The 26445-nt window shown below is 63.2% G+C and carries 19 protein-coding genes; 8 read left to right on the top strand and 11 right to left on the bottom strand.

All coding sequences use genetic code 11. The features are described from left to right. Window positions 1-377 precede the first annotated feature (377 nt). The gene (aspS, locus tag BLU15_RS05285; RefSeq protein ID WP_060580900.1) at window positions 378-2165 is read right to left on the bottom strand and encodes an aspartate--tRNA ligase; all 1788 of its coding nucleotides are present in this window, start codon (window positions 2163-2165) and stop codon (window positions 378-380) included. A gap of 327 nt (window positions 2166-2492) precedes the next feature. Here aspS and BLU15_RS05290 point away from each other — a divergent pair, with 327 nt between their 5' ends. From BLU15_RS05290 to BLU15_RS05305, 4 genes are all read left to right on the top strand, one after another. After that, the gene (locus tag BLU15_RS05290; protein WP_089043952.1) at window positions 2493-3734 is read left to right on the top strand and encodes an MFS transporter; all 1242 of its coding nucleotides are present in this window, start codon (window positions 2493-2495) and stop codon (window positions 3732-3734) included. 93 nt (window positions 3735-3827) lie between these two features. After that, window positions 3828-5228, top strand: coding sequence for a multicopper oxidase family protein (locus tag BLU15_RS05295; RefSeq protein WP_090294571.1), 1401 nt, complete (start codon window positions 3828-3830; stop codon window positions 5226-5228). A 77-nt stretch (window positions 5229-5305) separates the two neighbouring features. Continuing rightward, window positions 5306-6478, top strand: a complete 1173-nt coding sequence (rnd, locus tag BLU15_RS05300; RefSeq protein WP_060522151.1) for a ribonuclease D — start codon at window positions 5306-5308, stop codon at window positions 6476-6478. Between the two features lie 160 nt (window positions 6479-6638). Then, a complete protein-coding gene (locus BLU15_RS05305; protein WP_034803810.1) occupies window positions 6639-7688 on the top strand; it encodes an adenylate/guanylate cyclase domain-containing protein in 1050 nt (349 codons plus the stop codon). Window positions 7689-7734: 46 nt separating this feature from the next. Here the strand turns inward: BLU15_RS05305 and BLU15_RS05310 are convergent, their stop codons facing one another. Beyond that, a complete protein-coding gene (locus BLU15_RS05310; protein WP_060522237.1) occupies window positions 7735-8142 on the bottom strand; it encodes a DUF2000 family protein in 408 nt (135 codons plus the stop codon). Here BLU15_RS05310 and BLU15_RS05315 point away from each other — a divergent pair. Then, window positions 8141-9037: an AraC family transcriptional regulator gene (locus BLU15_RS05315; RefSeq protein ID WP_090294572.1), complete on the top strand. Its 897-nt coding sequence runs from the start codon at window positions 8141-8143 to the stop codon at window positions 9035-9037. The genes BLU15_RS05310 and BLU15_RS05315 overlap by 2 nt on opposite strands. Window positions 9038-9242: 205 nt before the next feature. Then, window positions 9243-10601, top strand: a complete 1359-nt coding sequence (locus BLU15_RS05320) for an esterase-like activity of phytase family protein (protein ID WP_090294574.1) — start codon at window positions 9243-9245, stop codon at window positions 10599-10601. Window positions 10602-10664: 63 nt separating this feature from the next. On the opposite strand, the gene ppx is transcribed toward BLU15_RS05320, so the two are convergent. From ppx to BLU15_RS05340, 4 genes are all read right to left on the bottom strand, one after another. Further along, the gene (gene ppx, locus BLU15_RS05325) at window positions 10665-12188 is read right to left on the bottom strand and encodes an exopolyphosphatase (RefSeq protein ID WP_090294575.1); all 1524 of its coding nucleotides are present in this window, start codon (window positions 12186-12188) and stop codon (window positions 10665-10667) included. Window positions 12189-12199: 11 nt separating this feature from the next. Then, complete coding sequence (locus BLU15_RS05330) at window positions 12200-14386, bottom strand: RNA degradosome polyphosphate kinase (protein WP_034803821.1); 2187 nt, start codon at window positions 14384-14386, stop codon at window positions 12200-12202. Between the two features lie 64 nt (window positions 14387-14450). Beyond that, the gene (hdaA, locus tag BLU15_RS05335; protein ID WP_090294577.1) at window positions 14451-15140 is read right to left on the bottom strand and encodes a DnaA regulatory inactivator HdaA; all 690 of its coding nucleotides are present in this window, start codon (window positions 15138-15140) and stop codon (window positions 14451-14453) included. Between the two features lie 26 nt (window positions 15141-15166). Continuing rightward, window positions 15167-16288 (bottom strand): AI-2E family transporter, encoded by a 1122-nt coding sequence (locus tag BLU15_RS05340; protein ID WP_090294578.1) that lies wholly within the window; start codon window positions 16286-16288, stop codon window positions 15167-15169. A gap of 259 nt (window positions 16289-16547) precedes the next feature. On the opposite strand from BLU15_RS05340, the gene purM reads away from it, so the two are divergent. Beyond that, on the top strand, window positions 16548-17618 hold the full coding sequence (gene purM / locus BLU15_RS05345) for a phosphoribosylformylglycinamidine cyclo-ligase (RefSeq protein ID WP_060522148.1): 1071 nt from the start codon (window positions 16548-16550) through the stop codon (window positions 17616-17618). Continuing rightward, window positions 17615-18283: a phosphoribosylglycinamide formyltransferase gene (purN, locus tag BLU15_RS05350; protein ID WP_034803831.1), complete on the top strand. Its 669-nt coding sequence runs from the start codon at window positions 17615-17617 to the stop codon at window positions 18281-18283. Before purM ends, purN begins: the two co-directional genes overlap by 4 nt. Before the next feature lie 301 nt (window positions 18284-18584). On the opposite strand, the gene BLU15_RS05355 is transcribed toward purN, so the two are convergent. The 5 genes from BLU15_RS05355 to BLU15_RS05375 all read right to left on the bottom strand — a co-directional run bounded on the left by BLU15_RS05355 (window position 18585) and on the right by BLU15_RS05375 (window position 26381). Then, a complete protein-coding gene (locus tag BLU15_RS05355; RefSeq protein ID WP_244546714.1) occupies window positions 18585-19907 on the bottom strand; it encodes a virulence factor family protein in 1323 nt (440 codons plus the stop codon). A gap of 59 nt (window positions 19908-19966) precedes the next feature. Continuing rightward, entirely contained in the window at window positions 19967-22576 is a 2610-nt protein-coding gene (gene mprF / locus BLU15_RS05360; protein WP_090294581.1) for a bifunctional lysylphosphatidylglycerol flippase/synthetase MprF, read from the bottom strand. 103 nt (window positions 22577-22679) lie between these two features. Then, entirely contained in the window at window positions 22680-23276 is a 597-nt protein-coding gene (locus BLU15_RS05365) for an NUDIX domain-containing protein (RefSeq protein WP_060522145.1), read from the bottom strand. 43 nt (window positions 23277-23319) lie between these two features. Continuing rightward, the gene (locus tag BLU15_RS05370; RefSeq protein ID WP_090294583.1) at window positions 23320-24213 is read right to left on the bottom strand and encodes a cation diffusion facilitator family transporter; all 894 of its coding nucleotides are present in this window, start codon (window positions 24211-24213) and stop codon (window positions 23320-23322) included. Between the two features lie 32 nt (window positions 24214-24245). Next, window positions 24246-26381, bottom strand: coding sequence for a molybdopterin-containing oxidoreductase family protein (locus BLU15_RS05375; protein WP_090294584.1), 2136 nt, complete (start codon window positions 26379-26381; stop codon window positions 24246-24248). Window positions 26382-26445: the final 64 nt, after the last annotated feature.

Genomic DNA, 26445 nt, shown 5'->3' on the forward strand with positions numbered 1-26445 from the left:
CCTCGGCGATCGCAAGTTCAGCGATCGGCAGGAGGTCCGCATCGCCGGCACCGTCCTGCGTCTGCACGGTCATGCCCTGGAGAATGGCGCCGACGAAGCGCGCGAGGCCGCCGGCATCGGTATCCGCACGTAGTTCTCCGTCCGCTATGCCCTGCCGGAAGCGCGCCTCCAGCAAGGCCAGCGTCTCACTGCGCAGGGCAGAAGATCACCGTCGTAGCCATGACGAACACGACCTTCGAGGGCATGTGGGGTCCGTTCACCCGCGAGGTTCGCGACGCCATCTACGGCAGGCACTGAACAGACATCTGGCGCAGACAAAGAAAAAGCCCGGCGAGACGATCGCCGGGCTTTCCTTTTGGGGTCAGGTCCGTTCGACCTCAGTCCTTCTTCTGCGGAATCGGGCGGATCGCCAGTTCGCGCAGCTGGGCCGGCGTCGCTTCCGACGGTGCGCCCATCAGGAGGTCGACGGCCTGCTGGTTCATCGGGAAGATCGAAATCTCGCGCAGGTTCTTGGCGCCGACGAGCAGCATGACGATACGGTCGATGCCGAATGCCATGCCGCCATGCGGCGGTGCACCGTACTGGAAGGCGCGGTAGAGGCCGCCGAACTGATCTTCGACCTCCTGCTGCGACTTGCCGGTCAGCTCGAACGCCTTGACCATGACTTCCGGAAGCTGGTTACGGATCGAGCCGGAGGCGATTTCGAAGCCGTTGCAGACCATGTCGTACTGGTAGGCCTTGATCGACAGCGGATCTTCGCCGTTCAGCGCTTCCAGACCACCCTGCGGCATCGAGAAGGGGTTGTGGGCGAAGTCGATCTTCTTTTCGTCTTCCAGCCATTCGTAGAACGGGAAGTCGACGATCCAGCAGAATTCGTAGCGGTCGCGGTCGACGAGGTTCAGTTCCTCGCCGGCGCGGGTGCGGGCTTCGCCAGCAAACTTGTAGAACTTGGCGGGGTCACCGGCGACGAAGAAGCAGGCGTCGCCGTCGTCGAGGCCGAGCTGGGTGCGGATCGCATCCGTGCGCTCTTCGCCGATGTTCTTGGCGAGCGGGCCGGCGCCTTCGAGCTTTTCGCCCTCCTTGCGCCAGAAGATGTAGCCGAGGCCGGGCTGACCCTGGCTCTGCGCCCAGGCGTTCATGCGGTCGCAGAAGGCGCGCGAGCCACCGGTCTTGGCCGGGATCGCCCAGACTTCGACCTTCGGGTTAGACGCGATCATGTTCGCGAAGACCTTGAAGCCGGAACCGGCGAAGTGTTCGGTAACCGCCTGCATCTCGATCGGGTTGCGCAGGTCCGGCTTGTCGGAGCCGTATTTGCGGATCGCCGTGTCGTAAGGAATGCGCGGGAACTTTTCCGTCACCGGCTTGCCGTCGGCAAACTCCACGAAGATGTCGCGGATCACCGGTTCCATCGTCGACCAGACGTCTTCCTGCTCGACGAAGCTCATTTCCAGGTCGAGCTGGTAGAACTCGCCCGGCAGGCGGTCGGCGCGCGGGTCTTCGTCGCGGAAGCACGGGGCGATCTGGAAGTAGCGGTCGAAGCCGGCGACCATCAGCAACTGCTTGTACTGCTGCGGCGCCTGCGGCAGGGCATAGAAGCTGCCGGGATGAATGCGCGAAGGCACGAGGAAGTCGCGCGCGCCTTCCGGCGACGAGGCCGTCAGGATCGGGGTCGTGTATTCGGTGAAACCGACGTCGCCCATGTGGCGGCGCATCGACGAGATGATCTGGGTGCGCTTGACGATGTTCTTGTGCAGCGTGTCGCGACGCAGGTCGAGGAAGCGGTACTTGAGGCGCACGTCTTCCGGATAGTCCGGCTCGCCAAAGACCGGCAACGGCAGTTCCTTGGCGGCCGAGAGAACCTCGATCTCCTGCGCATAGAGTTCGATTTCGCCGGTTGGCATGCCCTTGTTGACGGTGTCATCCATGCGCGCCTTGACGAGGCCGTCAATGCGCACGACCCATTCGCCGCGAACGGTCTCGGCCGCCTTGAAGGCGGGGCTGTCGGGATCGGCAACGACCTGGGTGATGCCGTAGTGGTCGCGCAGGTCGATGAAGAGCAGGCCGCCATGGTCGCGGACGCGGTGGACCCAGCCCGAAAGGCGAACGGTGGAACCGACGTCCGACTTGCGGAGGGCGGCACAGGTGTGGCTGCGGTAACGGTGCATCGTCTTATCCCGGAATTGCAAAGAGCCGCGCAAGCTCGTGGGACACAGCGCGCGGCAACATGGTCAAAATCGGGCGGAAAAGCGCATGATGCGCAGCCTTTGTCAAGCTGCAGCGCCCGCTGCCGCCCCCGATGGAGGTGCGTTGTAAACGAAGGCAAGAGCCAGTCCAAGACCGCTTGTGACAGAAGGCGGCCGAAATGCCGCGAAAAGAACGGCAATCGTCACAATTCGGGACTGTCCGGCGGCAGAATGCGGGGCTACACATGAGCAAGGCCCGATAGTGATCCCACCCGAGTCGTGGCCGCCTGCCCGGATGTCGCCTGCCCCATGTCCCAGATTCGCCCGCTTATCCCCCTCCTCGTCACCGCAGGCATCCTCATCGGCGGCAACGGCCTGCAGGGCACTTTCATCTCGCTGCGTGCACTCGAAGAAGGTTTCTCGACATCGCTGATCGGCGTTATCGGCGCCGGCTACAATATCGGCTTCGCGCTTGGCTGCGTCTACGTCACCCGCATCCTGCGCTCGATAGGTCACATCCGCACCTTCTCGGCGATGGCGGCGATCGCTTCGGCCGCAGCCATCTCGATGGTGCTCGTCATCAATCCGCTGATGTGGTTCCTGATGCGGCTTCTTGCCGGCATCTGTTTCGCCTGCCTGTTTGCGACAGTCGAGAGCTGGCTCAATGCCAGCGTCACCAATAAAAACCGGGCCCGCACGCTTTCGGTCTATCGCCTCGTCGACCTCGGCTCGGTCACGGCCGCACAATATGTCATTCCTGGCATCGGGCTTGGCGGCTTCGAGCTTTTTGCCATCATCTCCATGGCGCTGACGCTGTCGCTGGTGCCGATCTCCTTTGCCGACCGCTCGAGCCCTGTGGCCCCGGAGGCGATCCGCTTCGACGTCAAAGCGCTCTGGAACATCTCGCCGCTTGCGACCGTCGGCTGCATCGTCGTCGGTCTGACCAACGCCGCCTTCCGCTCGCTCGGGCCGATCTATGCGCAGGGCATCGGCCTGTCGGTGACGGCAATCGCCACCTTCATGAGCGCCGGCATCATCGGCGGCGTCGTGCTGCAGTATCCGCTCGGCCACTATTCCGATCGGTTCGACCGCCGCCTGATCATCCTGATCGCCACCTTCGGGTCGCTGCTCGCAGGCTTGTTTCTCGCCTTCGGCGCCGGCAACGACGAATGGCTGAACTTTGCCGGCATCTTCCTGTTCGGCGCCTTTGCCATGCCGCTCTATTCGCTCTGTTCGGCCCATGCGAACGACCACGCGGCCGAGGGGCAGCATGCGCTCGTCTCCGCCGGCATGCTGTTCTTCTGGTCGCTCGGCGCGATCATCGGGCCGCTGTTTGCCTCCTTCCTGCTCGAGATCTTCGGGCCGCAGGCGCTGTTCATCTACACGGCAGCGATCCTCTTCCTGTTCATGCTCTACACCCTGCAGCGCATGACGGCGCGCGGGCCGGTGCCCGCCGGGGAGCGCGCCTTGCCGTTCCGCAATCTCCTGCGCACCTCGTCCTTTTTCAACAAGCTCGCCGCCGGCAACAACCACAAGCGCAAGGATCGCTGACCTGCGGCAAGATGCGCGCGATCCGGATAATTGCTGAACGCAATAATCAGGTTTAGAACCGGGGCACCTCAAACAGCAGCCGAGATTGCCGAAATGCCCGTCATCAGCCGTCGCACCTTCCTCCAAGGCTCCGCTGCTCTCGGAGGCGCCTTCGCGCTCGGCGCCGGCATGGCGGCGCGCGCCGGCACCGCACCCGATCCGCAGATCCTGATGGCACAGCTTGCCGAAGCCCAGATCGCCAAGGATGGGCTTACGCCCAAGGTCATGACCTACGGCTTGGGTGAGGCTCCAAGTACCGGCATGCCGCCCGTCCTGCGCATGCGCAAGGGCGAGCCCTATGCGGCCCGCCTCTTCAACCGGCTGGACGAGCCGACGACGGTACATTGGCACGGACTGCGCATTGCCAACGCCATGGATGGCGTGCCGGAACTGACGCAGCCCTATGTCTATCCGGGCGACCGTTTCGACTATGTGTTCACCCCGCCGGATGCCGGCACCTTCTGGTATCATCCACATTGCAACACGCTGACCCAGATGGGCGCCGGCCTGACCGGCATGATCGTCGTCGAGAACCCGGACGATCCGACGTTCGATGCCGAGATCGTGCTCAACCTGCGCGATTGGCGGCTCGGCACCGGCGGCGCGTTCATCGACGCATTCAAGCCGCGGGATGCGGCCCGCGGCGGCACTTACGGCACGGTGCGCACCGCCAACTGGCAGCAGGAGCCAACTTACGACGCACCGGCCGGCGGCCTGGTGCGCGTGCGCATCGCCGCAACCGACGTCACCCGCATCTATACGATCGGCCTTGAGGGCGCTGAGGCGATGGTCATCGCGCTCGACGGCAATCCGGTCGACAAGCCCTTTGCACTTGATCGCTACGATTTTGGGCCCGGCCAGCGCGTCGATCTTGTCGTGCGCATGCCCGACAGCGAGGGTCAGACGGTTGCGCTCGGCAACCTGCGTGGATCGCATCCCTGGACGATCGCGCGCTTCCGGTCAGCCGGAGCGTCGCTCGAGCGCGATCTTCGGGATGTCAGCCCCCTGCCCGCCAACCCGATCGCGGAAGCCGACCTCTCCACCGCCACCCGCGTGCCGCTCGAACTGACGGCGACGGCGGAGCACAAGGCGACGCCTTCGATCTGCGGTTCGCTTGGCTACACCTTCTGGGCGATCAACAAGGTTCCGTGGCCGGGCGACACGCCCGATCCGATCGCGCCGATCGAGGAGATGAAGCTCGGCAAGAGCTATGTGCTGGAGGTCGCCAACCGGACGCCGCATGCGCACCCGATCCATCTGCACGGCCTGAGCTTCCGCATTCTCAATTCCAACAAGCGGACTTTCCTGCCGCCGCCGACCGATACGATCCTGCTTTTGCCCGATGAACAGGCGGAAGTGGCGCTTGTGGCGGACAATCCGGGCGATTGGGTCGTGCATTGCCATATCATCGAGCACCAGAAGACCGGCATGACGGGTTATTTCAAAGTCGTCTGAGATTTCGATTGTGACAGATGCCGCGAAGAGTTACACGAAATTCCAAGCCGCATTTTCGCCACAGTGATTTAAATCTGATGATTGAAACAACAGCAGACCTTGAGGCCGCCTGCCAGCAGCTGGCCCTATCAAATTATATTACGATCGATACCGAATTTCTTCGCGAGACGACTTTCTGGCCGGAGCTTTGCCTGATCCAGATGGCGAGCCCGGACCTTGCCGTCATCGTCGACCCGATGGCGAAGGGCATCGATCTTGCGCCCTTCTTCGCGTTGATGGCAAACCCTGAGGTCATCAAGGTGTTCCATGCCGCGCGTCAGGACATCGAGATCATCTTCCATCTCGGAAACCTTATTCCGCATCCGATCTTCGATACGCAGGTCGCAGCGATGGTTTGTGGCTTTGGCGACAGCGTCTCCTATGACCAGCTGGTCAACCGCGTCACCGGCACGCAGATCGACAAGTCCTCGCGCTTTACCGACTGGAGCCGCCGTCCGCTGACCGAAAAGCAGCTCGACTATGCGCTGGCCGACGTCACGCATCTGCGCGACATCTACAAATACCTAGCGGCAGAACTCGAACGCGAAGGCCGTTCGCTCTGGCTGACCGAAGAGATGGCCATTCTCGAAGCCCGCGACACCTACGACCTGCACCCTGACGACGCCTGGCAGCGGCTGAAGATGCGGGTAAAGAAGCCGATCGAGCTCGCCGTGCTGAAGACGGTCGCCGCCTGGCGCGAGCGCGAGGCACGCGCCCGCAACGTGCCGCGCGGCCGCATCCTCAAGGATGACGCCATTTACGAGATCGCCCAGCAGCAGCCGAAGGATGCGGAAGCACTGGCACGGCTCCGGACCATCCCCAAGGGCTGGGAACGCTCCACCGCTGGAACGGCGGTCGTCGAGGCCGTCAACGAGGCGCTGGCGATCCCGAAGACCGATCTGCCGAAGCTTCCGCGCCAAAGCCATGCGCCGGAAGGTGCTGCGGCCGCTGGCGAGATGCTGAAGGTGCTTTTGAAGCTGATCGCCGAGAAGCAGGGTGTCGCCGCGAAGATCATCGCCAACAGCGAAGATCTCGACAAAATAGCTGCCGAGGGCGAGAAGGCGGATGTCGCCGCGCTCAAGGGCTGGCGGCGCGAACTCTTCGGCGAAACGGCACTGAAGCTGATCAACGGCGACGTTGCCCTGCGCTTCGTCGACAAGAAGATCGAAGCAGTGGAAATCAGCGCCGAGATCACGTCCGCGTCAGCTTGAAAAAGGGATTGGGCGGAGACAAGTTTCCGCCTGAATCCAGCTCTAGCGAAGGGCCGGGCGGAACAGAATCACCATCGTATCAAACGATGTGACGTGAGCCGGCGCCTTGGGCAACGCCGACCGACACGGATGCCGCCTTTCCGGTACCGGAGCTTTCTGCATGCGTTGGCGCTTTTCGACTTTCGAAGGACTTCTCTTGCTGCTGGTCGTCGCAGGCGCCGGCGCGGTCTACGCATGGGTTTTCTACGGCAAGGGCGCCCTGATCGGCGCGACCTATGCGCTCTTCATGTGCCTGCCGATCATCGCCTTCGAGCGACGCATCATTTTCCGGCGCCTGCATCGACGGATCCACGCCTTTTCCACGCCGGTCTTTTTCGTCGCGTCGCTGGTGATCTACTTCGTGCTTCTCGACATCGGATATGCCGCCGCTGGCCTGCTCATGCAGTCGGGCGGCGTCATGGAGGACCATTGGATGGACGCGATGATGCCGTCCAAGACGGTCCTAATCTTCGCGCTCGGCGTATCAGGTTCGCTCGTCTTCATCCTCAGGGTTCGCGAACTCCTCGGGCGCGACGTCTTTTTGAGCCTGCTCACCGGCCGCTATCGCAGACCGGTCGAGGAAGAACGCGTCTTCCTCTTCATCGACCTGGCCGGCTCGACCGCCTATGCCGAGAAACACGGCGACCTGCGGATGCAGGAGTATCTCGGCAGGCTGTTTGCGACGATCGCCGACCCGGTCATGCGCTACCGCGGCTCGATCGACGACTATATCGGTGACGCCGCCGTCATTACCTGGCCTTTCGATCGCGCCACCAACAATGCGGCCTGCATTCATTGCGTCTTCGACATTCTGGAAATGATCGATGCGGATGCGCGCCGTTGGCAAAAGGAGTTCGGCGAGGTTCCGCGGCTGCGCGCGGCGCTTCATGGCGGCACCATCGTTGCGGCGGAAATCGGGCTCGACCGGCACAAGATCACCTATTTCGGCGATACGGTGAACACCACCGCCCGGCTCGAAGGTTTCTGCAAGACGCTCGGCCACCAGGTACTGATCTCCACCGATCTCGCCCGCAAGATGCGTCTGCCGCATTATGTGCGGGTCGAGGATCTCGGCGAGCACGCCGTCAGAGGACGCGGGCAGAAGCTTGGCGTTCTGTCGTTGCGCGCAGGCAGCGCGGCTCCTCAGCTGGCATCGACCGCGGCCGAGTGATCCCGGCCGGCGCGCAGGGCATCGATCGGCCGGATCGCGATCGCCGTCAGCCGTGCAGCTTGGCACCCTTGGTGATCTTGTCGACCAGCTTCTTGTCCGCATGAATGGCAATGCCGGCGACTGCCGCGTCGTCCGGCCTGGTCTCGGCGAAAACCGCACGGTTGGCGTGGTCGTGACCGGTGGCAAACATGCCGTCGACATAGATCGAAGCTTTGACCTCTCTTTCGATCGCGCGCCGTTGAATGTTGCCGAGCGTCTTCCCATCTGCGGCAAGGACGATGATCGGCTGGATGCTCAAGGCGTTGTAGACGTTGCCGGCGCCATCGCGATAATCTTCGCCGATGATCCCGGGCTTCTGTCCGGCGATCCCGGTGGCGAGGAAGGCGGTGACGTTGAGCTTCTGCCAGGTTGCCAGGTCCTCGCGCAAGACGATTGCAAATTTGGTATCGAACATGACGGCCATCTCCATTTCAGCCCGACAGGGCGTGCCGGAAGACGCATTATCGGACGGCGCTGCGATCGATCTTGAACGATTGTGCGGCGCGCCCGGCGACGGCATTCGGGTTGCGCCTGCGGTCGATGGCATCGAGCGCATCGAGGCGCGCCTGCATGGAAAATTTTTCGAGCCGCACCGCCACGACACCTATGCCATCGGCGTAACGCTCGGCGGCGTCCAGACGTTTCAGTATCGCGGCGAAAGCCGCTTCAGCAATCCTGGAAGCATCATCATCCTCCACCCGGACGAGATCCATGATGGCGGCGCGGGAACGGAGATCGGGCTGCGCTACCGGATGATGTATCTGCAGCCGGAACGGCTACTCGCAGCCCTTGATGAAACCGACCGCTCCCTGCCCTTCGTCTCAGCCCCTGTCGTGGGCGACGAGGCGCTGCGGCAGGCGGTCGGCGAAGCCGTGATGGATCTCGACAATGGCATCGACGAACTGGCGCTCGACGACATTCTCGTGCGGATCGCCGAGGGGCTCTACCGTCACGCCGGCACCAAGGACGCCAAGCCCGCAAAGGCCGACAAGCGTGCCGTTCTACAGGCGAGCGAATTCCTTCGCGCCAATCTCGAACGGCCCGTCGGCTCGCAGGAACTTGAGGCGGTGAGCGGGCTCGATCGCTTCACGCTCGCCCGGCAATTCCGCCGGGTTCTCGGCACCAGCCCCCATCGCTACCTGCTGATGCGCCGGCTGGAGCGGGCACGGCAGATGATCGCCCGGGGCGAAAGCCTTGCCGGTGCTGCGCTCGAAACCGGCTTTGCCGACCAGGCGCATTTCACCCGTCATTTCAAGCGCGCCTACGGCCTGACGCCCGGCCGCTGGGCAAGCCTCGCCGTCGCCGGCTAATCCTGTCACCAAAGCTTCATCGGGTTGTAAAGCAAGCATCACCCAACCGTCATCATAGCCGCCTATCGGGTTGCGGACTGCAGCGCCGCGCGTCCTGGGACGCGCAAGGGTCGCTGCAGCACATCGAATTTGCTGCACGTCTGCCTCCTTGGATCTAGGGCGACCCAAGGAGACATGCAGAAGGCTCCAACCCAAGGTGAACCTCATGACGAAAACGCTTCTCGCCACCGCGGCTCTTTCTCTTTTGATGACGATGGCCGCCTCGGCCGAGGAAAAGTCCTTTACCGCGACGCTGAAGGGCCACGCGATCCTGCCGGCCAACACGATCATCGTCGCCCCCTCGGACGCACCGGAATACCTCAAGACCTCCGGCAAGTTCACCACCGCGGACCGCAAGCGTGCCGAAGCGCTCGGCACCGTTCCGGGCAAGGACGGCGTTCGCCTGACCGGCCTGTCGCTGCCCTTCGACGGCCAGCCGATGCAGGGCTTTTCCGGCATCAAGGCGATGGAAGACGGCACCTTCTGGAGCCTCTCCGACAACGGTTTCGGCAGCAAGATGAACTCCAGCGACGCCATGCTGATGCTGCACCACGTGAAGATGGACTGGGACGCCGGCAAGGTCGAAGCACTGAAGACGTTGTTCCTGACCGACCCGGACAAGAAGGCCCCCTTTCCGATCGTCATGGAAGGCTCGGACAAGCGTTATCTCACCGGCGCCGACTTCGACGTCGAATCGATCCAGCCGGTTGCGGACGGCTTCTGGGTCGGTGAAGAGTTCGGCCCCTACATCCTCAAGTTCGATCTCGACGGCAAGCTGACCGATGTGATCGCGACCACGGTCGACGGCAAGCCGGTGCTTTCGCCCGACAATCCGACGCTGACGCTGCAGGGCGATCCCTCGAAGAAGACGCCCGCCTTCAACCTGAAGCGCTCCGGCGGCTATGAAGGCATGGCGCTTTCCAAGGACGGCAGCAAGCTTTACGGCCTGCTCGAAGGCCCGCTCTGGACCGACAGCGAAACGGTCGAGCAGGCCGATGGCCGCCCGGCGCTGCGCATCATCGAACTCGATGTTGCGAGCAAAGCCTGGACCGGCCGCAGCTGGCTCTATCCGCTGGCCGAAGGCGGCGAGGCGATCGGCGACTTCAACATGCTCGACGACAAGACCGCACTGGTGATCGAGCGCGACAATGGCGCCGGCACGGTGGACAAGGCCTGCGCCGATCCGAAGGACCCGAAGCCGGACTGCTTCGCAACGGGCTCCAAGGTCAAGCGCATCTACAAGATCGCCTTTGACGACAACAATGCCGGCAAGGCCGTGCGCAAGATCGGCTACATCGACCTCTTGAAGATCGCCGATCCGGACAACAGGAAGCGCCAGGGCGGCGGCGAAGGCTTTTACGATATGCCCTTCGTCACCATCGAGAACGTCGACCGCGTCGATGAGACCCACATCATCGTCGGCAACGACAACAACCTACCGTTCTCGGCCGGCCGCGCGCTCGACAAGGCCGACGACAACGAGTTCGTGCTGCTCGAAGTTGGCGACTTCCTCAAGGCCGATTAATCAAAAGGGCGCGCGAACATCTGTTCGCGCGCCCTTCCCGTTTGACCGGTTGACTTTTCGGCGTCAGCTTTCGAAGTGGAAAGCGAGACGCTTGCCAGTGAGCTTTCCAAGCTGCTGCAGGCGTCCGTCCAGGCGCTCGCCCTGGAATTCCGAATAGTCCGCAGGCACGACGATTTCGAGGTCCACGTCCGGCAGAGACGACTTGCGGAACGTCAGGTTACGGGCAATCCCCGGCATCGATGCGGAGAAAAGATAGGCGACACGCAAGAGGCCGCCGAGCAGCTTTGCCAGTTCCAGCAGGCGCGGCGTGGTGATGCCGGCAAGTGCGTTCGTGGCGCCGTCGTCGTTGAGCCCCTCGAAGCGGTAATAATTGGAAAGCGCAATATAGGCGCGGCCGGCATGGGTAATGCCGGAGAAGGTCGAGTGGGCGATGATGTTCAGCGCCTGGAGACCGCGATAGTCGGGGTGCGCCCGCCAGCTGATATCCGCAAGCAGGCAGGCCGCCTGGCGATACCGGCCTTCCTCTTCCGTCTCCTCGATCCCGAAGAACGGCACCATGCGACCGGTCCAGTCAGCCAGTTCGCGGGCGTGCTCGGGCGAGCGGGCACGCAGGATGGCGATCTCGTTGGCCGCCGTCAGCAGCGGATCCTGAGCACGTTCCTCGTCCCTCAAGAGCGAGAAAAGATAACCTTCGCGAACGCCGAGCGCCGAGAAGGAAATCCGCTCCGGCCTCATGATCGAAAGCGCTTCCTGCATGGCGATCGCGCCGAAGGGCAGAAGGCTGCGGCGGCTCTTCGAAATCGTCGAATAGGCAGACGGCTTGATGTTCTTCGGCTCGATCACTTCCGGCAAAAGCGCCATCGCCTCGTCAAAGGAAATCTCGTAGCCCTGCATCATGTGCAGCGGATAGTCGCGGATCTCCATGTGCAGCTTGGCGATCGAGCGCCAAGTGCCACCGACCGCATAGAACGTCCGTCCCGTGCCGGTCTTCAGCACCGCCGAGTTCTTCATGAACTTGCGCACCCAGGTGCGCGCCTTGGTGAGCGAGCCGTTGCTGTGTTCGAACAAACGGATACCGCCGAGCGGGAGGGTGATGCCCTTGCCGATCTTCGTGCCGGAGACCTCGACGAGTTCCAGCGAGCCACCGCCAAGGTCGCCGACGACACCGTCGGGATCGTGATAGCCGCTGACGATGCCCATCGCGGAATAATAGGCCTCTTCCTCGCCGGTAAGGATGCGGACCTTGTGACCGAGGATCGCCTCCGCCTTCTCGATGAAGGCGGGGCCGTTGCTCGCTTCGCGTGCGGCGGCCGTCGCCAGCACATACATCGAGGTCGCACGCGCCTGCTTGGAGAGCGCGTGAAAGCGGTGCAGCGCTTTCAGCGCGCGCTCGACGCTGTCTTCATCCATGCGTCCGGTCGCATCGATGCCCTTGCCGAGACCGCACATCACCTTTTCGTTGAACAGCATGGCCGGCGAGCGGCTCAGGCCTTCATAGACGACAAGGCGGATGGAGTTCGAACCGATATCGATAACGGAAACCGGGCGGATGCCGGGCAGACGCCCCTGCGCTTCAGATTCGACCATGCAATTCCAGTTTATTTGTGCCAGCCGCTCTTCCAGCCGGCTATGAGCTTCGGTGCGCTGGACTTCAGGGCCTCGCCCCGGCCGGAGAGGCTGGGATTGGTCATGAAATAGTGCTGTGCGTTGAAAGGCTCGGCATCCTTGCCGACTTCCATCCGGCGAGAGGTGCCATCGGGAAGAATTTCGTAGCTCTGCTGGTTGTCGATGAGATTACCCAGCATGATCTGCGACAGAACCTGTTCGTGCACAGTCCGGTTGATGAGAGGCACGAGCGTCTCGACCCGCCGATCCAGATTGCGCGGCATCATATCCGCCGAGCCGATATAGACAAGGGCATTCTCCGACGGAAGCCCGTGACCGTTGCCGAAGCAGAATATCCGGGAATGTTCGAGGAATCGGCCGACGATGGACTTGACACGGATATTGTCCGAGAGCCCCGGGACCTGCGGGCGCAGGCAGCAGATGCCGCGCACCACCAGGTCGATTTCGACGCCGGCACGGCTCGCCTTATAGAGCGCGTCGATGATCTCCGGATCGACGAGCGAGTTCATCTTCATCCAGATCGCCGCCGGGCGCCCGGCCTTGGCATGCTCGATTTCTTCGTCGACGTGCCTGAGAATGCGCGGGCGCAGCGTGTGCGGCGAGACGGCCAGCTTCATGCCCGCCTCCGGCTCGCCGTAGCCGGTGATGAAGTTGAAGATGTTCGCCATGTCGTGGGCGATGACCGGGTTGCAGGTGAAGAACGACAGGTCGGTGTAGATCTTCGCGGTGACCGGGTGATAGTTGCCGGTGCCGAGATGGCAATAGGTCCGAAGCTTGCCCTCTTCGCGCCGCACCACCATCGACATTTTGGCGTGGGTCTTCAGTTCGATGAAGCCGAAGACGACCTGGACGCCGGCGCGTTCGAGGTCGCGCGCCCAGCGGATATTGGCCTCCTCGTCGAAGCGGGCCTTGAGCTCGACCAGCGCCGTCACCGACTTGCCGGCCTCGGCGGCGTCGATCAGGGCGCGCACGATCGGGCTGTCGTTCGACGTGCGGTAAAGCGTCTGCTTGATGGCGACGACTTCAGGATCGCGCGCTGCCTGCAACAGGAACTGCACGACCACGTCGAAGGACTCGTAGGGGTGATGCACCACCATGTCCTTCTCGCGGATCGCCGCCAGGCAGTCGCCGGCATGCTCGCGCACGCGCTCGGGGAAACGCGGATTGTACGGCTCGAAGCGCAGATCGTCGCGTGGAGCCTTGGTGATTTCGGACAAAGTGTTGAGTGCCAGCAGTCCCGGCAGGACGGCGATCCGGTTTTCCGGGACGCCCAGTTCCTGCACGACGAACTGGCGCAGCGACGCCGGCATCTCCGAATCGGTCTCGATGCGGATCACCGAACCGCGGCGACGGCGCTTCAGCGCGGTCTCGAAAAAGCGAACGAGGTCTTCCGCCTCTTCTTCCACCTCGATATCGCTGTCGCGAATGATGCGGAAGGTACCGGAGCCTTTGACCTCATAGCCCGGAAACAGCCGGTCGATGAACTGGCTGACCATGTCTTCGAGGGTGATGTAGCGGATGACGTTCTTGACGTCGGGCAGCCGGATGAAGCGGTCGAGTGCCACCGGCAGACGCAGGAGCGCCGTCATTGGCTCGCGGCCGGTCTTGCTGACGAGCTGCAGGCCCATCGAAAAGCCGAGGTTCGGAATGAAGGGGAACGGATGCGCCGGGTCGATGGAGAGCGGTGTCAGCACTGGGAAGATCGACTGATCGAACTCGTTGGCAAGCCAGCTCCTGTCCTGCACCGAAAGCGAGGCCGGGCGAACGATCAGGATGTCTTCCTTGGCGAGATACTGCTGAAGCACGGCGAGCGAGGCCTGCTGCTCCATCTGCAGATTGTCGATTTCCTTCAGGATGTCTTCGAGCTGCTCGACCGGGGTCTTGCCGTCGGGCGAACGCATCGAGAGGCCCTGGCGCACCTGGCCTTCGAGGCCGGCGACGCGCACCATGAAGAACTCGTCGAGGTTGGCGGCAGAGATCGACAGAAAGCGAACACGCTCCAGCAGAGGATGCGCCGTGTTCAGCGTTTCCTCGAGCACGCGGCGATTGAACTGCAGCCAGGAAAATTCGCGGTTGATGAAGCGCTGCGGGCTCGTCAGCAGGTCGACGTCCTCCGCCGATGCCTGGTTTTCGTTCACCGCAGATAGCGCGTTATCCATGCTTTTCAGATCCCATTGCTCCGGCTGCACCGGCTATCTCAGTTTGACGACGGTTCTGTGACAGTCAATCGGACCGACGCTGATTTCCCAGTTCTTCGAGAACTTCAGAAGCGAGCGCGCGTGAAAGCTTCGTGCCGCGGGCCAGCGCCAGATGGTCGATGCGCTCGACGATCGTCTGCGCCGCCTCCAACGAGCGCTCCATGCGCTGGACGATGTAGCCCACCAGCCGCTCGTCGACGAAAAGCTGGCGATCGGCAAAGAGCTTGATCAGCACCTGCGTCAGCAATTCGTCGTCCGGCTCACCGATCTCGACCACGGTCGCCGCCTTCAGGCGCGAGCGCAGGTCCGGCAGCGTCACTGGCCAGGACATCGGCCAGAGCCGCGTCGTCATCAGCAGGCTGGTGCCGTGCTGGCGCACGTTGTTGATGACGTGGAACAGCGTCGTGTCGTCGAAGCCGCTGCGATCGGCATCCTCGAATAGAACAGGTCTTTCGGCCGCGATCAACGCGGCATCGGAACCGGCGAGCGGGTGGATCACTTCCGCTCTTGCCCGCTCCTTCCAGATGCTGGCGAGATGCGATTTTCCCGAGCCGACCGGGCCGGCGATGATGACCACGGGCGCCGGCCAGTCCGGCCAGTGATCGACGATGGCGATGGCCGCGCTCAGCCTGTCGGAGACGAGCAGGTCCTCACGACCCGTCGCCGGGTCGTGGCCGAAAGCCAGGGGGATTTGTTCAAATGGGCGTTTTGTCATGCTGTACTCGGGACAATCGTCGGAAATCAGGCGGCCTTGTCGCTCTTCGCCTTCTTTTCCACGGCCTTGCCGTGCCCGTGATAGAGGTCGCTATCAAGGTAGCGCTGGATGCCGAAGCGGACAAGCACGCCGATGGCGGCTGCTGCGGGCACCGCGACCAGAAGACCGACGAAACCGAACAGTGCACCGAAGGCAAGCAGCGCAAACATCAGCCAGACCGGATGCAGGCCGACGCTTTTGCCCACCAGCTTCGGCTGGAGGATATTGCCCTCCATGAACTGGCCGCTGAAAAAGACGGCAAGCACGAGGCCGAGCCACAGATAGTCCGGCCAGAACTGGACCAGTGCGACGCCAACGGCAAGCACCAGGCCGACCATGGATCCGACATAGGGAATGAAACTGATCATGCCGGCGAAGAGACCGATCAGCAGGCCGAAATTGAGACCGACCAGCGACAGGCCGATCCCGTAATAAAGACCAAGGATGAGGCAGAGCGAGCCCTGCCCGCGCACAAAGCCGGCGATCGTCGCGTTCATGTCGCGGGCGATCTGGCGCACATCCGAGACGTAGTCGCGCGGAACCCAGCTATCGACCTTCTCGACCATCCGGTCCCAGTCGAGCAGGATATAGAAGGCGACGACAGGGGTGACGACCAGCAGCGAGATGACGTCGAGCAACGCCACGCCGGAGTTCCAGATCTGCTGGAAGAGCGTGCCGACGAAGGCCGCGCCCTGTTCGAGCAGCTTGCCGGAGCTTTGCTTCAGCGATGGCATCTGGCTCGCGAGCCAATCGGGAATCAGCCGCGTCTGCGCTTCGTTGACGAGCACCTGCAGTTTGGCGGCATAGCCGGGGATGTTCGCAATGAAATCGGCCGCCTGGCTGACGACGACAGGAATGATGACCATGAGGGCCAGCACGAAGACGACGACGAAGCCGATCAGGATCACGACCGTCGCCATCAACCGGCTCAAGCCGAACCGCTCCAGGCGGTCTGCGACCGGGTCGAGGAAATAGGCAAGCGCCATGCCGGCCAGGAATGGCAGCAGGATCGAGCTGAAAACCATGAGGAAAGCAATGAAGGCGGCAAGCACCAGTAGCCAGAAAATGACCTGGCGCTGCAATCCGGAACCGCTGACCTTGATATCCATGACACTCCTCGTGAGGCGCCGCTCGCCACTGTTGCGTATCACAACCCTGTCAAGGAGATAGGGGGCGGTGCGCGTAACGGTCAAGTCCGACCGGTGCAGTCATCCAGTTTATAGCCAAGCTGACTGGCTTGCGCCGTGGGATATGGGCAAAATGGTGAAAAAACGCCGCCAAGGCCTGCTCTCGGCTTGCACTCCCTTGCCTGCCGTGCCAATCGCATCCGCAAAATACCTGTCGCACGACGAGCCTTGGAGAACGAGCATGAGCCAGTCGGGAAAGAACGGTCTCACCTATAGCGACGCGGGCGTTGATATCGACGCCGGGAACCTGATGGTCGAGAAGATCAAGCCGCATGTGCGCTCGACCCGGCGGCCCGGCGCCGACGGCGAAATCGGCGGCTTCGGCGGTCTTTTCGATCTCAAGGCCGCGGGCTTCACCGACCCGGTTCTGGTGGCCGCCAATGACGGCGTCGGCACCAAGCTGAAGATCGCCATCGACGCCAACAAGCACGACACCGTCGGCATCGACCTCGTCGCCATGTGCGTCAACGACCTCGTCGTCCAGGGCGCCGAACCGCTCTTCTTCCTCGACTATTTCGCGACCGGCAAGCTTGACCCGGACCAGGGTGCCGCGATCGTCGCCGGCATCGCTGCGGGCTGCCGCGAATCTGGTTGCGCGCTGATCGGCGGCGAGACGGCCGAAATGCCCGGCATGTATTCGGGCGGCGACTACGATCTCGCGGGCTTTGCCGTCGGCGCTGCCGAACGCGGTCAGCTGCTGCCGGCCGGTGACATCTCCGAAGGCGACGTCATCCTCGGCCTCGCCTCTTCCGGCGTGCATTCCAACGGCTATTCGCTGGTGCGCAAGATCGTCACGCTCTCGGGCCTTGCCTGGGATGCTCCTGCTCCGTTCGGCGAAGGTACGCTTGCCGATCTCCTGATGACGCCGACGCGCATCTATGTGAAGCCGCTCCTGAAGGCGATCCGCGAGACCGGTTCGATCAAGGCGCTCGCTCACATCACCGGCGGCGGTTTCCCTGAGAACATTCCGCGCGTGCTGCCAAAGCACCTCGCTGCCGAGATCGACCTCGACGCGATCAAGGCGCCGAAGGTGTTCTCCTGGCTCGCCCAGACCGGCGGCGTTGCCGCCAATGAAATGCTGCGCACCTTCAACTGCGGCGTCGGCATGATCGCCGTCGTCCCGGCCGACAAGGCTGCGGAGGTCACGTCTGTGCTGACCGGCGAAGGCGAAACCGTCTTTACGCTGGGCCGCATGGTCGCCCGCGACGAAGGTGCAGCCGGCACGATCTACAAGGGCAACCTGGCCCTATGACGACGGAAGTCTCGACGGGCAAGAAGCGGGTCGTCGTCTTCATCTCTGGTGGCGGCTCCAACATGCTGGCGCTCGCAAAGGCAACGGCCGAGCCGGATTTCCCGGCCGAGATCGTCGCCGTCATCGCCGACAAGGCGGATGCCGGCGGCCTCGCCAAAGCCGAGGCGCTTGGCATCCCCACGCGCGCTTTCCTGCGCAAGGACTACGACAGCAAGGACGCCCACGAAGCGGCAATCCTTGCCGAGCTCGACCGGCTGTCGCCGGACATCATCTGCCTCGCCGGCTATATGCGTCTGCTGTCGGCGACGTTCATCCAGCGCCACGAGGGACGCATCCTCAACATCCATCCGTCCTTGCTGCCGCTTTTCCCCGGCCTGCACACCCATCAGCGGGCTATCGACGCCGGCATGAAGGTCGCCGGCTGCACCGTGCACTTCGTCACCGAAGGCATGGACGAAGGCCCGATCCTGGCGCAGGCGGTGGTTCCAGTCGTGCCCGGAGACACGTCCGACAGCCTTGCTGCCCGAGTGCTGACCGTCGAGCACCGCACCTATCCGATGGCGCTTCGGCTGATGGCCGAGGGCAAGATACGCATGGAAGGCGGTCGCGCTGTGAGCAAGAGCCTTGGCGAGGCGACGGGTACGCTGATTTCGCCGGCTGCGTAATCACGCCGGGTTGCTTTGTCCCGACCGCAGCGCATCTCACGCGGTTAACGCCCCTCTGTCATGCCGGGTATCTCCCGCGCAAGGGGGAGATCAGCAGATGGCGACCACTCGGCGGTCATTACCGGTTCGCCGGTGGCAACTCTATCTGGCGCAGAAGGATACCCCCATCGTCAACATCGAGCCGGCGGGCAATCTCGTTCAGTTGTAGCGGGTGGCCGCGTCTAGCCGATCTCCCCTTTGTGGGGGGAGATCCCCGGCGGGGCAGAGGGGGGTAAGCCCCACGCCCCCACACACCGACCGTTCACTTCGCCGAAGCCAGCCGGCGATCGAGGGCATCAAGCACGCGCCGTGTCAGCGCCGGATAATCCTCGTCGAAGTGGTGGCCGCCGTCGATGCCGATGACGTCGACGCCGGTGCCCTTCAGTTGCGGGCAGGCATCGTCCTCTTCGTCGGTGCCGTAGATGCATTGCACCAGCGCCGGGTCGATGCGCTTGATATCGTCGAGCGGATCACCACCCTTGCCGTCGCCCGAAGCCCCTAGCCAACCCAGCACAGAGACCTTGTAATCGACCATGTGCGAGAGGGCCATCAAGGTCACCTGACGAACATGGGCCTTTTCGCCGGCCGGCAGCAGGTTGAAGGTTCGCGGCAGCACGTCGGCACCGAAGGAATAGCCGATGAGGAGCACGTTTCGCACGTTCCAGTGCTTGCGGTAGTAGCTCATCACCTTGGCAAGGTCGTCCGCCGTCACCTGCGGATCGCGCTCGGACCAGAAGTAGTGCAGGGAATCGAAGCCGACGACCGGTACGCCCTGCTGCTGCAGCACGTCGCCGACTTCCTTGTCGATGTCGCGCCAGCCACCGTCGCCCGAATAGATCACCGCCATCGTGTCACGGGTCGGCTTTGCGTCAAGGATGGTCAGGGGCAAGCCGAACGGATTGCCGGCGTCGCGCTCGCTGTCGATGATATCGGTGAGGTGATCGGACAGCGTCGTATAGGCGTCGTCGTCACTGTCCTCCTGCTCGACGTCCGGATGCTTGGCGATCAATGCCGCCACATGGGCGCGCCCGTCGGCCGATGCCGCAGGTGAAAAGACGACGGAAACCGGATCCGGCAATGCGCCGTCGGTCAGGCCGTAGACCATGCGGTCGCCCTTCTTCACCTTTTCGGCCGGGGTGCAGAGTTGCTTTTCAAGCGCGATCCCCTCCTCCGGATCAATCGCAAGTGTTTGGCCGATGGTGGCAGGCGGTGTCTGGGCAGCGATGGCGAGTGCCAGCGCACCACCGGCACCGACGCCTGCGACGACGGGCAATTGGTAAGCGTCGGTGCCGACGGCACGCTGCACCTGCTGGCTCAGCGATTCGATGTCGGAGACCATGTAGATGCAGTCGCCATCATCCTTGGCGAGTGAAGCGAGATAGGCCTTGAGGTCGATGCCGACAACGACTGTCTTGTCATCGGTGAGCGTATCGGCGATCGCCTGCTCCCTGTCCGTCCAGCCGGCGGCGTCCGACAGCAGCACAACAAGTGCGGCCGCCTTTTCCTTCGGCAGCATGATGCGCGGCGACGGGATCATCCCGGTATCGTAGCTCTTCGGCGCGTCTTCTGCGAGAGCGGGGAACATCGATGCGGAGAGCAGCAGCGCCGCCGAAGTCAGGCATTTCCAGGCGTTCGCGACAGGGATCATTTCTTCACCACTCCCTTGAGACCGCCGCCGATCAGGAATGTCGCATCCATCAGGGCGAGGATCGGATTGATGCCGCCACTGGCGACAAGATAGCGCGGTTGCCACTGCGGATGAAACTTCGACTTGAAGGCGCGCAAGCCCTTGAAGTTGTAGAAACGTTCGCCGTGTTCGAAGAAGGTGCGCCCGGCCCGGTCCCAGACCGGCGCGATCTGGCGCGTGGACATGCCCGACAGGGGCGCCATGCCAAGGTTGAAGGTACGGTATCCCTCGGCCTTCAGATACTCCATCACCTGAGCGAAGAGAAAATCCATCGCGCCCTTCGGCGCATCCGGCGAAAAGCGCATGAGGTCAACGGTCCCCTCCTCCTTGGTCGCCGTCACCAGAATATTGGCAAATGCGACCGTACGCCCACCACAGGTGAGGATCGCCACCGGCTGCTCGCGAAGATACTCGGGATCGAAGGCACCGAGCGAGAAGCCTTTCTCCTTGGCATTGTGATGCGCGAGCCAGGCATCGGAGACCGCGGTCAGGTCAGGCATGACGTCCGGAACGTTTTCGGGCGCTACGACACGGAACTCTAGCCCGTCCCGCTGAGCGCGGCTCACCTGCTGGCGCAGGTTCGCCCATTTGCCCCCCTTCAGCTCGAAGCGGGCGAGGTCGACGCGCGCGAGTTCGCCGAGCCGGAAGGCGCGCAGCCCGGCATCGGCATAGTATGCAAGCCCCAGGGGCGAGACCTGGTAGAAAACCGCCCGGCAGCCGGCCGCGCGCGCCTTTTCGATGAAGTGCCAGATCAGCTCCGGCCAGGCATCGATCGGGCCGACGGGATCGAAAAGCGCGATCCAGGAACGAGCACGCTGGCCATACATGATGAAGGCTCGGCCGTCGGCGGAAAACAACAGGCTCTTGTCGCCCATGCGCACCAGATTGGCATCGGACATATCCTGCGCCTCGACGATCGAAAGCGCCCGCTCCATCGCGTCGTCGGAGGCAGGCTCGGCGGATCCGGTTGCCGGGCGCATCAGGCTCCAGATCGCAAGCATGCTCGCGCCGATCGTCACGCCGAGAAGCGCGCGCAGACCGCGGGGGGCTTCGGCGGAGAATTCGAACTGCCACCAGAGCTCATGGCTGTATTCGACATCGCGATAGACGAAGAGCAGCACGACCAGCGCGCCCAGGCAGATGACCCCGAGCGCCGTCAGCCATGGCACCGTCAGCGCCTGCCCGAACAGCGAGGCCGGCCGCACGAACAGGCGGCGGCTGACGATGAGCCCCACCAGGAAGAAGGCCAGCATGCCCGCTTCCACCACGGCGATCGCCTTGATCAACGACAGCAGCAGCGCGGCGATCGCGATCACGATCGAGGCCCACCAGGCGCCGTCAAGCCTCAGCGCCAGTCCGCGCGAGACGACCACGAGGGCAAGGCCGAGCAGGCTGGCGAGGAAGTGTGCGCCCTCAACGATCGGCAAGGGCAGCAGTCCTTCGAGGAATGCCAGGTTCTCGTCGGGCGTCGGGGTCACGCTGGAAAGAACCAGCATGATCGCCAGCACGATGCCGAGCGTTGCCAAAAGCAGCGGCGTCATGCGGCCGCCGATGCGCCGCACGCTGGAGGCAACCGGATGACCGGACAGCTGGCGGAGTTCGATGCCGATGACGACGGCGATCGCGATCACGAGCGGCAGCACGTGATAGATCACGCGGTAGAGCACCAGCGCACCAAGAATGGTGTCGACATCGGCATTGTGGCCGAGCGTCGCGATGATGATCGTCTCGAAGACGCCAAGACCGGCCGGCACATGGCTCAAGACGCCAACGCCGACGGCCAGCGAATAGACCGCAAGGAAGGCCGGCCAGCCGATCGTGCCGGCGGGTAGAAGAACATAGAGAACGGTCGCCGAGGCGGCGAGATCGAGCGCCGTCACCAGGAACTGGCGCGAAACGGTGCGCGAATCCGGGAGCCGAAGCGTCAGACGCCCGATGCTGACCTCGCGCCCGTCACGGGCAAGAAAGAACACTGTGAACAGACCGCCGAGGATCACGGCCGCGATTACGCGCAATATCAGAGGATCCATCCCGGTCATCGGTGCCACATACTCGCCGACGGCAAGCAGGCTGAGGCAAGTCACCGCCAGCAGCCCGAGCCCGAAGGCGAGCGTCACGAAGGCGATGATGCGGGCGATGTTCTCAGGCTCGATGCCAAGGCGCGAATAGGAGCGGTAGCGGATGGCGCCGCCACTGAGCGCCCCGAACCCCGCGGTATTGCCGACCGCATAGGCCGAGGCCGCCGTCAGCGCCACATCGGCATAGGGCAGCTTTCGCTTGACGTAATCAAGCGCGCTGACGTCATAGAAGGTGAGCGCGAGGAAACTCAATGCGGTGAAGAATACCGCCGCCGCGACGGAGATCCAACTGGTATCCGCCAATGCCTGGACGACCTCGTCGTACTGGACTTCGGACGTCAGGTGAAAGATCGCAAAGCCGAAAAGGGCGATTACGAAGAGCGTACCCGCAGCCGATAGATAACGGCGATTGCGACGCAGGAAGGAGAACCAGCCTCCCTCCGCCTGTTGCTCGTCGTCGGTTGCACGTTCCGGTAGGGAGGATGTCATGAAGCGCCCATGTCGATAATGAGGACATCAGCGCTTTAGCTTACCCGATACGGATCAAAAAGTGAAATATCGGTAATAAATTATACTCTTATAAAACAATCCCTTAGGCAAACAGCTGCTGTCGGTTGAGCTGCGCCCACTGCAGGAGCATGATTGTCTTGGCATCGCAGATCTCTCCGGTCGCGATCATTGCAACGGCTTCGTCGAATGGGATTTCCAGCACTTCTATGTCCTCGCCCTCATGCGCAAGCCCGCCGCCGTCGCCGCGTTTCTCGGTGGCATCGATGTGGCCGGCAAAGAAGCTCGTGCGCTCGGTCAGCGCCCCCGGGCTCATATAGACATCGAAGAGGTGGATAACGTCCTGGACGTGGTAGCCGGTCTCCTCCAGCGCCTCGCGGCAGATCGCCTCTTCCGGAGTGTCGCCGTCGAGGAGCCCGGCGGCCGCCTCGATCAGATAAGCCGGGTCGCCCTGGAGCAGAACGGGAACGCGAAGCTGCCGCACCAGGATGACGCTCTGGCGCCTGGCATCGACGAGCAGGATGGTCGCCGCATTGCCATGGTCGTGGATCTCCCGCTTCAGCGTCACGGTCGCGCCATCGGACATCTGCTGTTCGAACGTCACCTCTTCCAGGTGCGCAAAGCCCTTCCACAGCGTGCGGCGGCCGACGATCCTGACGCGTGGGTCATGCTGGGTGCTCATGCAACTTCCTTCTCCGGCGAGTGCAATCCCGCCCTTTCAGCCATCAGTGGATATGTTCCGCTGCCGCGCGATCTTCCCGCTCCATCTGCAGCGTCGTGTGGTGCAGGTCGAACGTCGCGCGCAACTGCTCCTCGATTGCGCGGCGCACGGTCTCGGCATCGGCACCGTCGGCAAGTACCGCATGGGCGGTCAGCGACGGCTGGCTCTGGGTGATCGCCCAGAGGTGCAGGTCATGCACGGAGGCAACACCGGGAACGGCGGCAATCGTCGCGTGGACATCGGCGAGGCGCATGCCCGGCGGCACGCCTTCGAGCAGGATGTTGACGCACTCCTTCAGCAGCACCCAGGTGCGCGGAAAGACCATGAAGCCGATGCCGACAGCGAGCAGCGAATCCACCCACTGCCAGCCGGTCAACCAGATGACCACCGCGCCGACGATGACGGCGAGCGAGCCCAGCATGTCCGACCAGACTTCGAGATAGGCGCCCTTGACGTTGAGGCTTTCGTCCTTGTGGCTGGTGAGCAGCCGCATCGAGGCGAGATTGACGAGAAGGCCGACGACGGCAATCACCAGCATGCCGCCGGACTGGATCTCCTGCGGCTCGGACAACCGCTTCCAGGCCTCATAGAGGATGTAGAAGGCGACACCGAGCAGGAGCAGCGCGTTGAAGGCGGCAGCCAGGATCTCGAAGCGGGCGTAGCCATAGGTGCGCAAGAGGTCTGACGGGCGACGGCCGACATGGATCGCGACGAGCGCGATCGCAAGGGCCGCCGTGTCGGTCAGCATGTGCATGGCGTCGGATATCAGCGCCAGGCTGCCGGTCAGGATGCCGCCGACGACTTCGGCCAGCATGAAGCCGCCGGTCAGGCCAAGCGAGGCCCAGAGCCTTGAAACCGGCGTGCTCGTGACATCTGCATGGTGGTGGTCGCCGCTCATGGGAGGTTCCGTCTGCCGTTCTACAACCTGACTTAGCGCGCCAACCTTACCCAGACCCTGTTGTCGTGAAAGGCGGCACCACCATAGGGCGCCACCGCATCGGCGCCGGTGAGCACGTTGATGCCCTCCCCGTCGAGATGCGCGCCATTCGGCCACAGGCCCTCGGCGATGACGACGCCGCGACGGGCGCCGCCACCGATCTTCGCATGCAGACGCACCTCGCCGCGGACGTTGCCGAGTTGGACGACATCGCCATCGGCAATGCCGAGTTCTGCGGCATCTTCCGCATGAACCATCACTTCCGGGCGCACTTCCTTCTGGATCGAAGACGGTGTCTCGGCAAAGGTCGAATTCAGGAAGGATCGAGCCGGAGAGGTCGCCAGCCGGAACGGGTGCCCGGCGTCGGCAACCTCGATGAGGTCGACATGGTCAGGAAACTCTGGCAGCGACTGGTGCGGCCCCTGAATGCCCATCGACTTCGGCGGCCGGTTCGGCGCCGGCGTCCCCGTCCAATCCGCCTTGAAGCGGAACTTGCCGTCCGGGTGGCCAAAGCCGTTGAGATAGTGCGCCTCCTCGAAGGCGGGCTGACAGTCGAGCCACTTCTGGCCCTTCATCTCTTCGTAGCCGATGCCGTAGTTGGCGAGCAGCCGATCAATGTGCTCACGCTCGGTCAGGCCGAAGCCGGCATGATCGGCAACGCCAAGGCGCTTGGCCAGTTCCTCGATGACGAACAGATTGGTGCGCACGGTCGAGGGTGGTTCTACCACCTTAGGGCCGATCAGGATGTGCTGATGGCCGCCGCCGCGATAGAGATCGTCATGCTCCAGGAACATGGTGGCCGGAAGCACGATATCGGCAACAGCAGCCGTATCGGTCATGAACTGCTCGTGCACGGCAACAAAGAGGTCGTCGCGCAGGAAGCCGCGCTTCACCAGCCGCTGCTCCGGCGCGACGTTCACGGGATTGGTGTTCTGGATCAGCATCGCCGTCACCGGCCCGCGGTGGCGCAGCGCCTCGGCGTCGCCGGTCAGCACCCGGCCGATCTGCGACTGGTCGAGCATGCGCACATCCGGATCGTGAAAGGCCGAGCCGATCAACTCGCGCTTGTCGAGCTTGAAGATATCGTTGTTGGAGTGGAAGGCACCGCCGCCTTCGTGTTTCCAGGAGCCGAGCACGGTCGCCACGGATGCCGCCGCGTGTATGGCGACGGCACCGTTGCGCTGGCGCGTGAAACCGTAGCCGAGCCGGAAATAGGTCCGCGGCGTCGTGCCGACCAACTTTGCAAAGGCCTCGATTTCCTCGACCGAAAGGCCGGTGATCGCCGACGCCCATTCCGGCCCACGCGACTTCAGATGCGCTTCAAGGCCGGCCGGATCGTCGGCGAATTTCGCCATGTAGGCCCGGTCGGCGTAGCCGTCGCGAAACGCGATGTGCATCACGGCGCAGGCAAGTGCTGCGTCGGTGCCCGGCTTAAGCACCAGGCCCATGTCCGCTTGCTTGACCGTCGGGTTGTCGTAAATGTCGATGACGACGATCTTCGCGCCGCGATCCTTACGGGCTTTCACCGCATGGGTCATCACGTTGACCTGGGTCGCAACCGCATTCGTGCCCCAGATCACCACGCAATCGGCCTTGGCCATTTCGCGCGGGTCGGGGCCGCGCAAGGCGCCGGTCGCCATGCTCAAGCCGGTCCAGGCCATGTTGGTGCAGATCGAGCCGAAAAAGCCGGAATAGCGCTTGGCGTGACGCAGCCGGTCGATCGAGTCGCGCTGCACCTGGCCCATGGTGCCCGCATAGAAGTATGGCCACACGGTCTCGGCGCCATATTTCTGCTCGGCGCGAATGAACTGATCGGCGATCTCGTCGAGCGCGGCCTCCCAGCTCACCTCCTGCCAGCCGCCCTCGCCCTTGGCTCCCTTGCGGCGCTTCGGCACCATCAGACGGTCGGGATGATAGATGCGCTCGGAATACCGCGCCACCTTGGCGCAGATCACGCCGGCGGTGTAGGTATTGGCGGCTGCACCGCGCACACGGCCGATCCGCCCTTCGGCGGTCAGGTCGACTTCCAGGGCACAGGCCGAGGGACAATCGTGCGGACAGACCGAGTGGCCGATGGTTTTTTCTGCTTTGATGGGGGTCGCAACGTTCATGGCTTTTCTATATGGCATCGGCATTTCGGCTCAAAGAGCCAATCGCCCACCCATCGCAACTATTGATCACAGCCATCGGCGG

Origin of the sequence: Ensifer sp. YR511 (assembly GCF_900103045.1) — a bacterium.
GTDB lineage: Bacteria > Pseudomonadota > Alphaproteobacteria > Rhizobiales > Rhizobiaceae > Ensifer > Ensifer adhaerens.

Bases quoted from the DNA above. Each gene is read 5' to 3' on its own strand.
- aspS (WP_060580900.1), bottom strand. From the start codon at position 2,165: ATGCACCGTTACCGCAGCCACACCTGTGCCGCCCTCCGCAAGTCGGAC.
- BLU15_RS05290 (WP_089043952.1), top strand. From the start codon at position 2,493: ATGTCCCAGATTCGCCCGCTTATCCCCCTCCTCGTCACCGCAGGCATC.
- BLU15_RS05295 (WP_090294571.1), top strand. From the start codon at position 3,828: ATGCCCGTCATCAGCCGTCGCACCTTCCTCCAAGGCTCCGCTGCTCTC.
- rnd (WP_060522151.1), top strand. From the start codon at position 5,306: ATGATTGAAACAACAGCAGACCTTGAGGCCGCCTGCCAGCAGCTGGCC.
- BLU15_RS05305 (WP_034803810.1), top strand. From the start codon at position 6,639: ATGCGTTGGCGCTTTTCGACTTTCGAAGGACTTCTCTTGCTGCTGGTC.
- BLU15_RS05315 (WP_090294572.1), top strand. From the start codon at position 8,141: ATGACGGCCATCTCCATTTCAGCCCGACAGGGCGTGCCGGAAGACGCA.
- BLU15_RS05310 (WP_060522237.1), bottom strand. From the start codon at position 8,142: ATGTTCGATACCAAATTTGCAATCGTCTTGCGCGAGGACCTGGCAACC.
- BLU15_RS05320 (WP_090294574.1), top strand. From the start codon at position 9,243: ATGACGAAAACGCTTCTCGCCACCGCGGCTCTTTCTCTTTTGATGACG.
- ppx (WP_090294575.1), bottom strand. From the start codon at position 12,188: ATGGTCGAATCTGAAGCGCAGGGGCGTCTGCCCGGCATCCGCCCGGTT.
- BLU15_RS05330 (WP_034803821.1), bottom strand. From the start codon at position 14,386: ATGGATAACGCGCTATCTGCGGTGAACGAAAACCAGGCATCGGCGGAG.
- hdaA (WP_090294577.1), bottom strand. From the start codon at position 15,140: ATGACAAAACGCCCATTTGAACAAATCCCCCTGGCTTTCGGCCACGAC.
- BLU15_RS05340 (WP_090294578.1), bottom strand. From the start codon at position 16,288: ATGGATATCAAGGTCAGCGGTTCCGGATTGCAGCGCCAGGTCATTTTC.
- purM (WP_060522148.1), top strand. From the start codon at position 16,548: ATGAGCCAGTCGGGAAAGAACGGTCTCACCTATAGCGACGCGGGCGTT.
- purN (WP_034803831.1), top strand. From the start codon at position 17,615: ATGACGACGGAAGTCTCGACGGGCAAGAAGCGGGTCGTCGTCTTCATC.
- BLU15_RS05355 (WP_244546714.1), bottom strand. From the start codon at position 19,907: ATGTTCCCCGCTCTCGCAGAAGACGCGCCGAAGAGCTACGATACCGGG.
- mprF (WP_090294581.1), bottom strand. From the start codon at position 22,576: ATGACATCCTCCCTACCGGAACGTGCAACCGACGACGAGCAACAGGCG.
- BLU15_RS05365 (WP_060522145.1), bottom strand. From the start codon at position 23,276: ATGAGCACCCAGCATGACCCACGCGTCAGGATCGTCGGCCGCCGCACG.
- BLU15_RS05370 (WP_090294583.1), bottom strand. From the start codon at position 24,213: ATGAGCGGCGACCACCACCATGCAGATGTCACGAGCACGCCGGTTTCA.
- BLU15_RS05375 (WP_090294584.1), bottom strand. From the start codon at position 26,381: ATGCCATATAGAAAAGCCATGAACGTTGCGACCCCCATCAAAGCAGAA.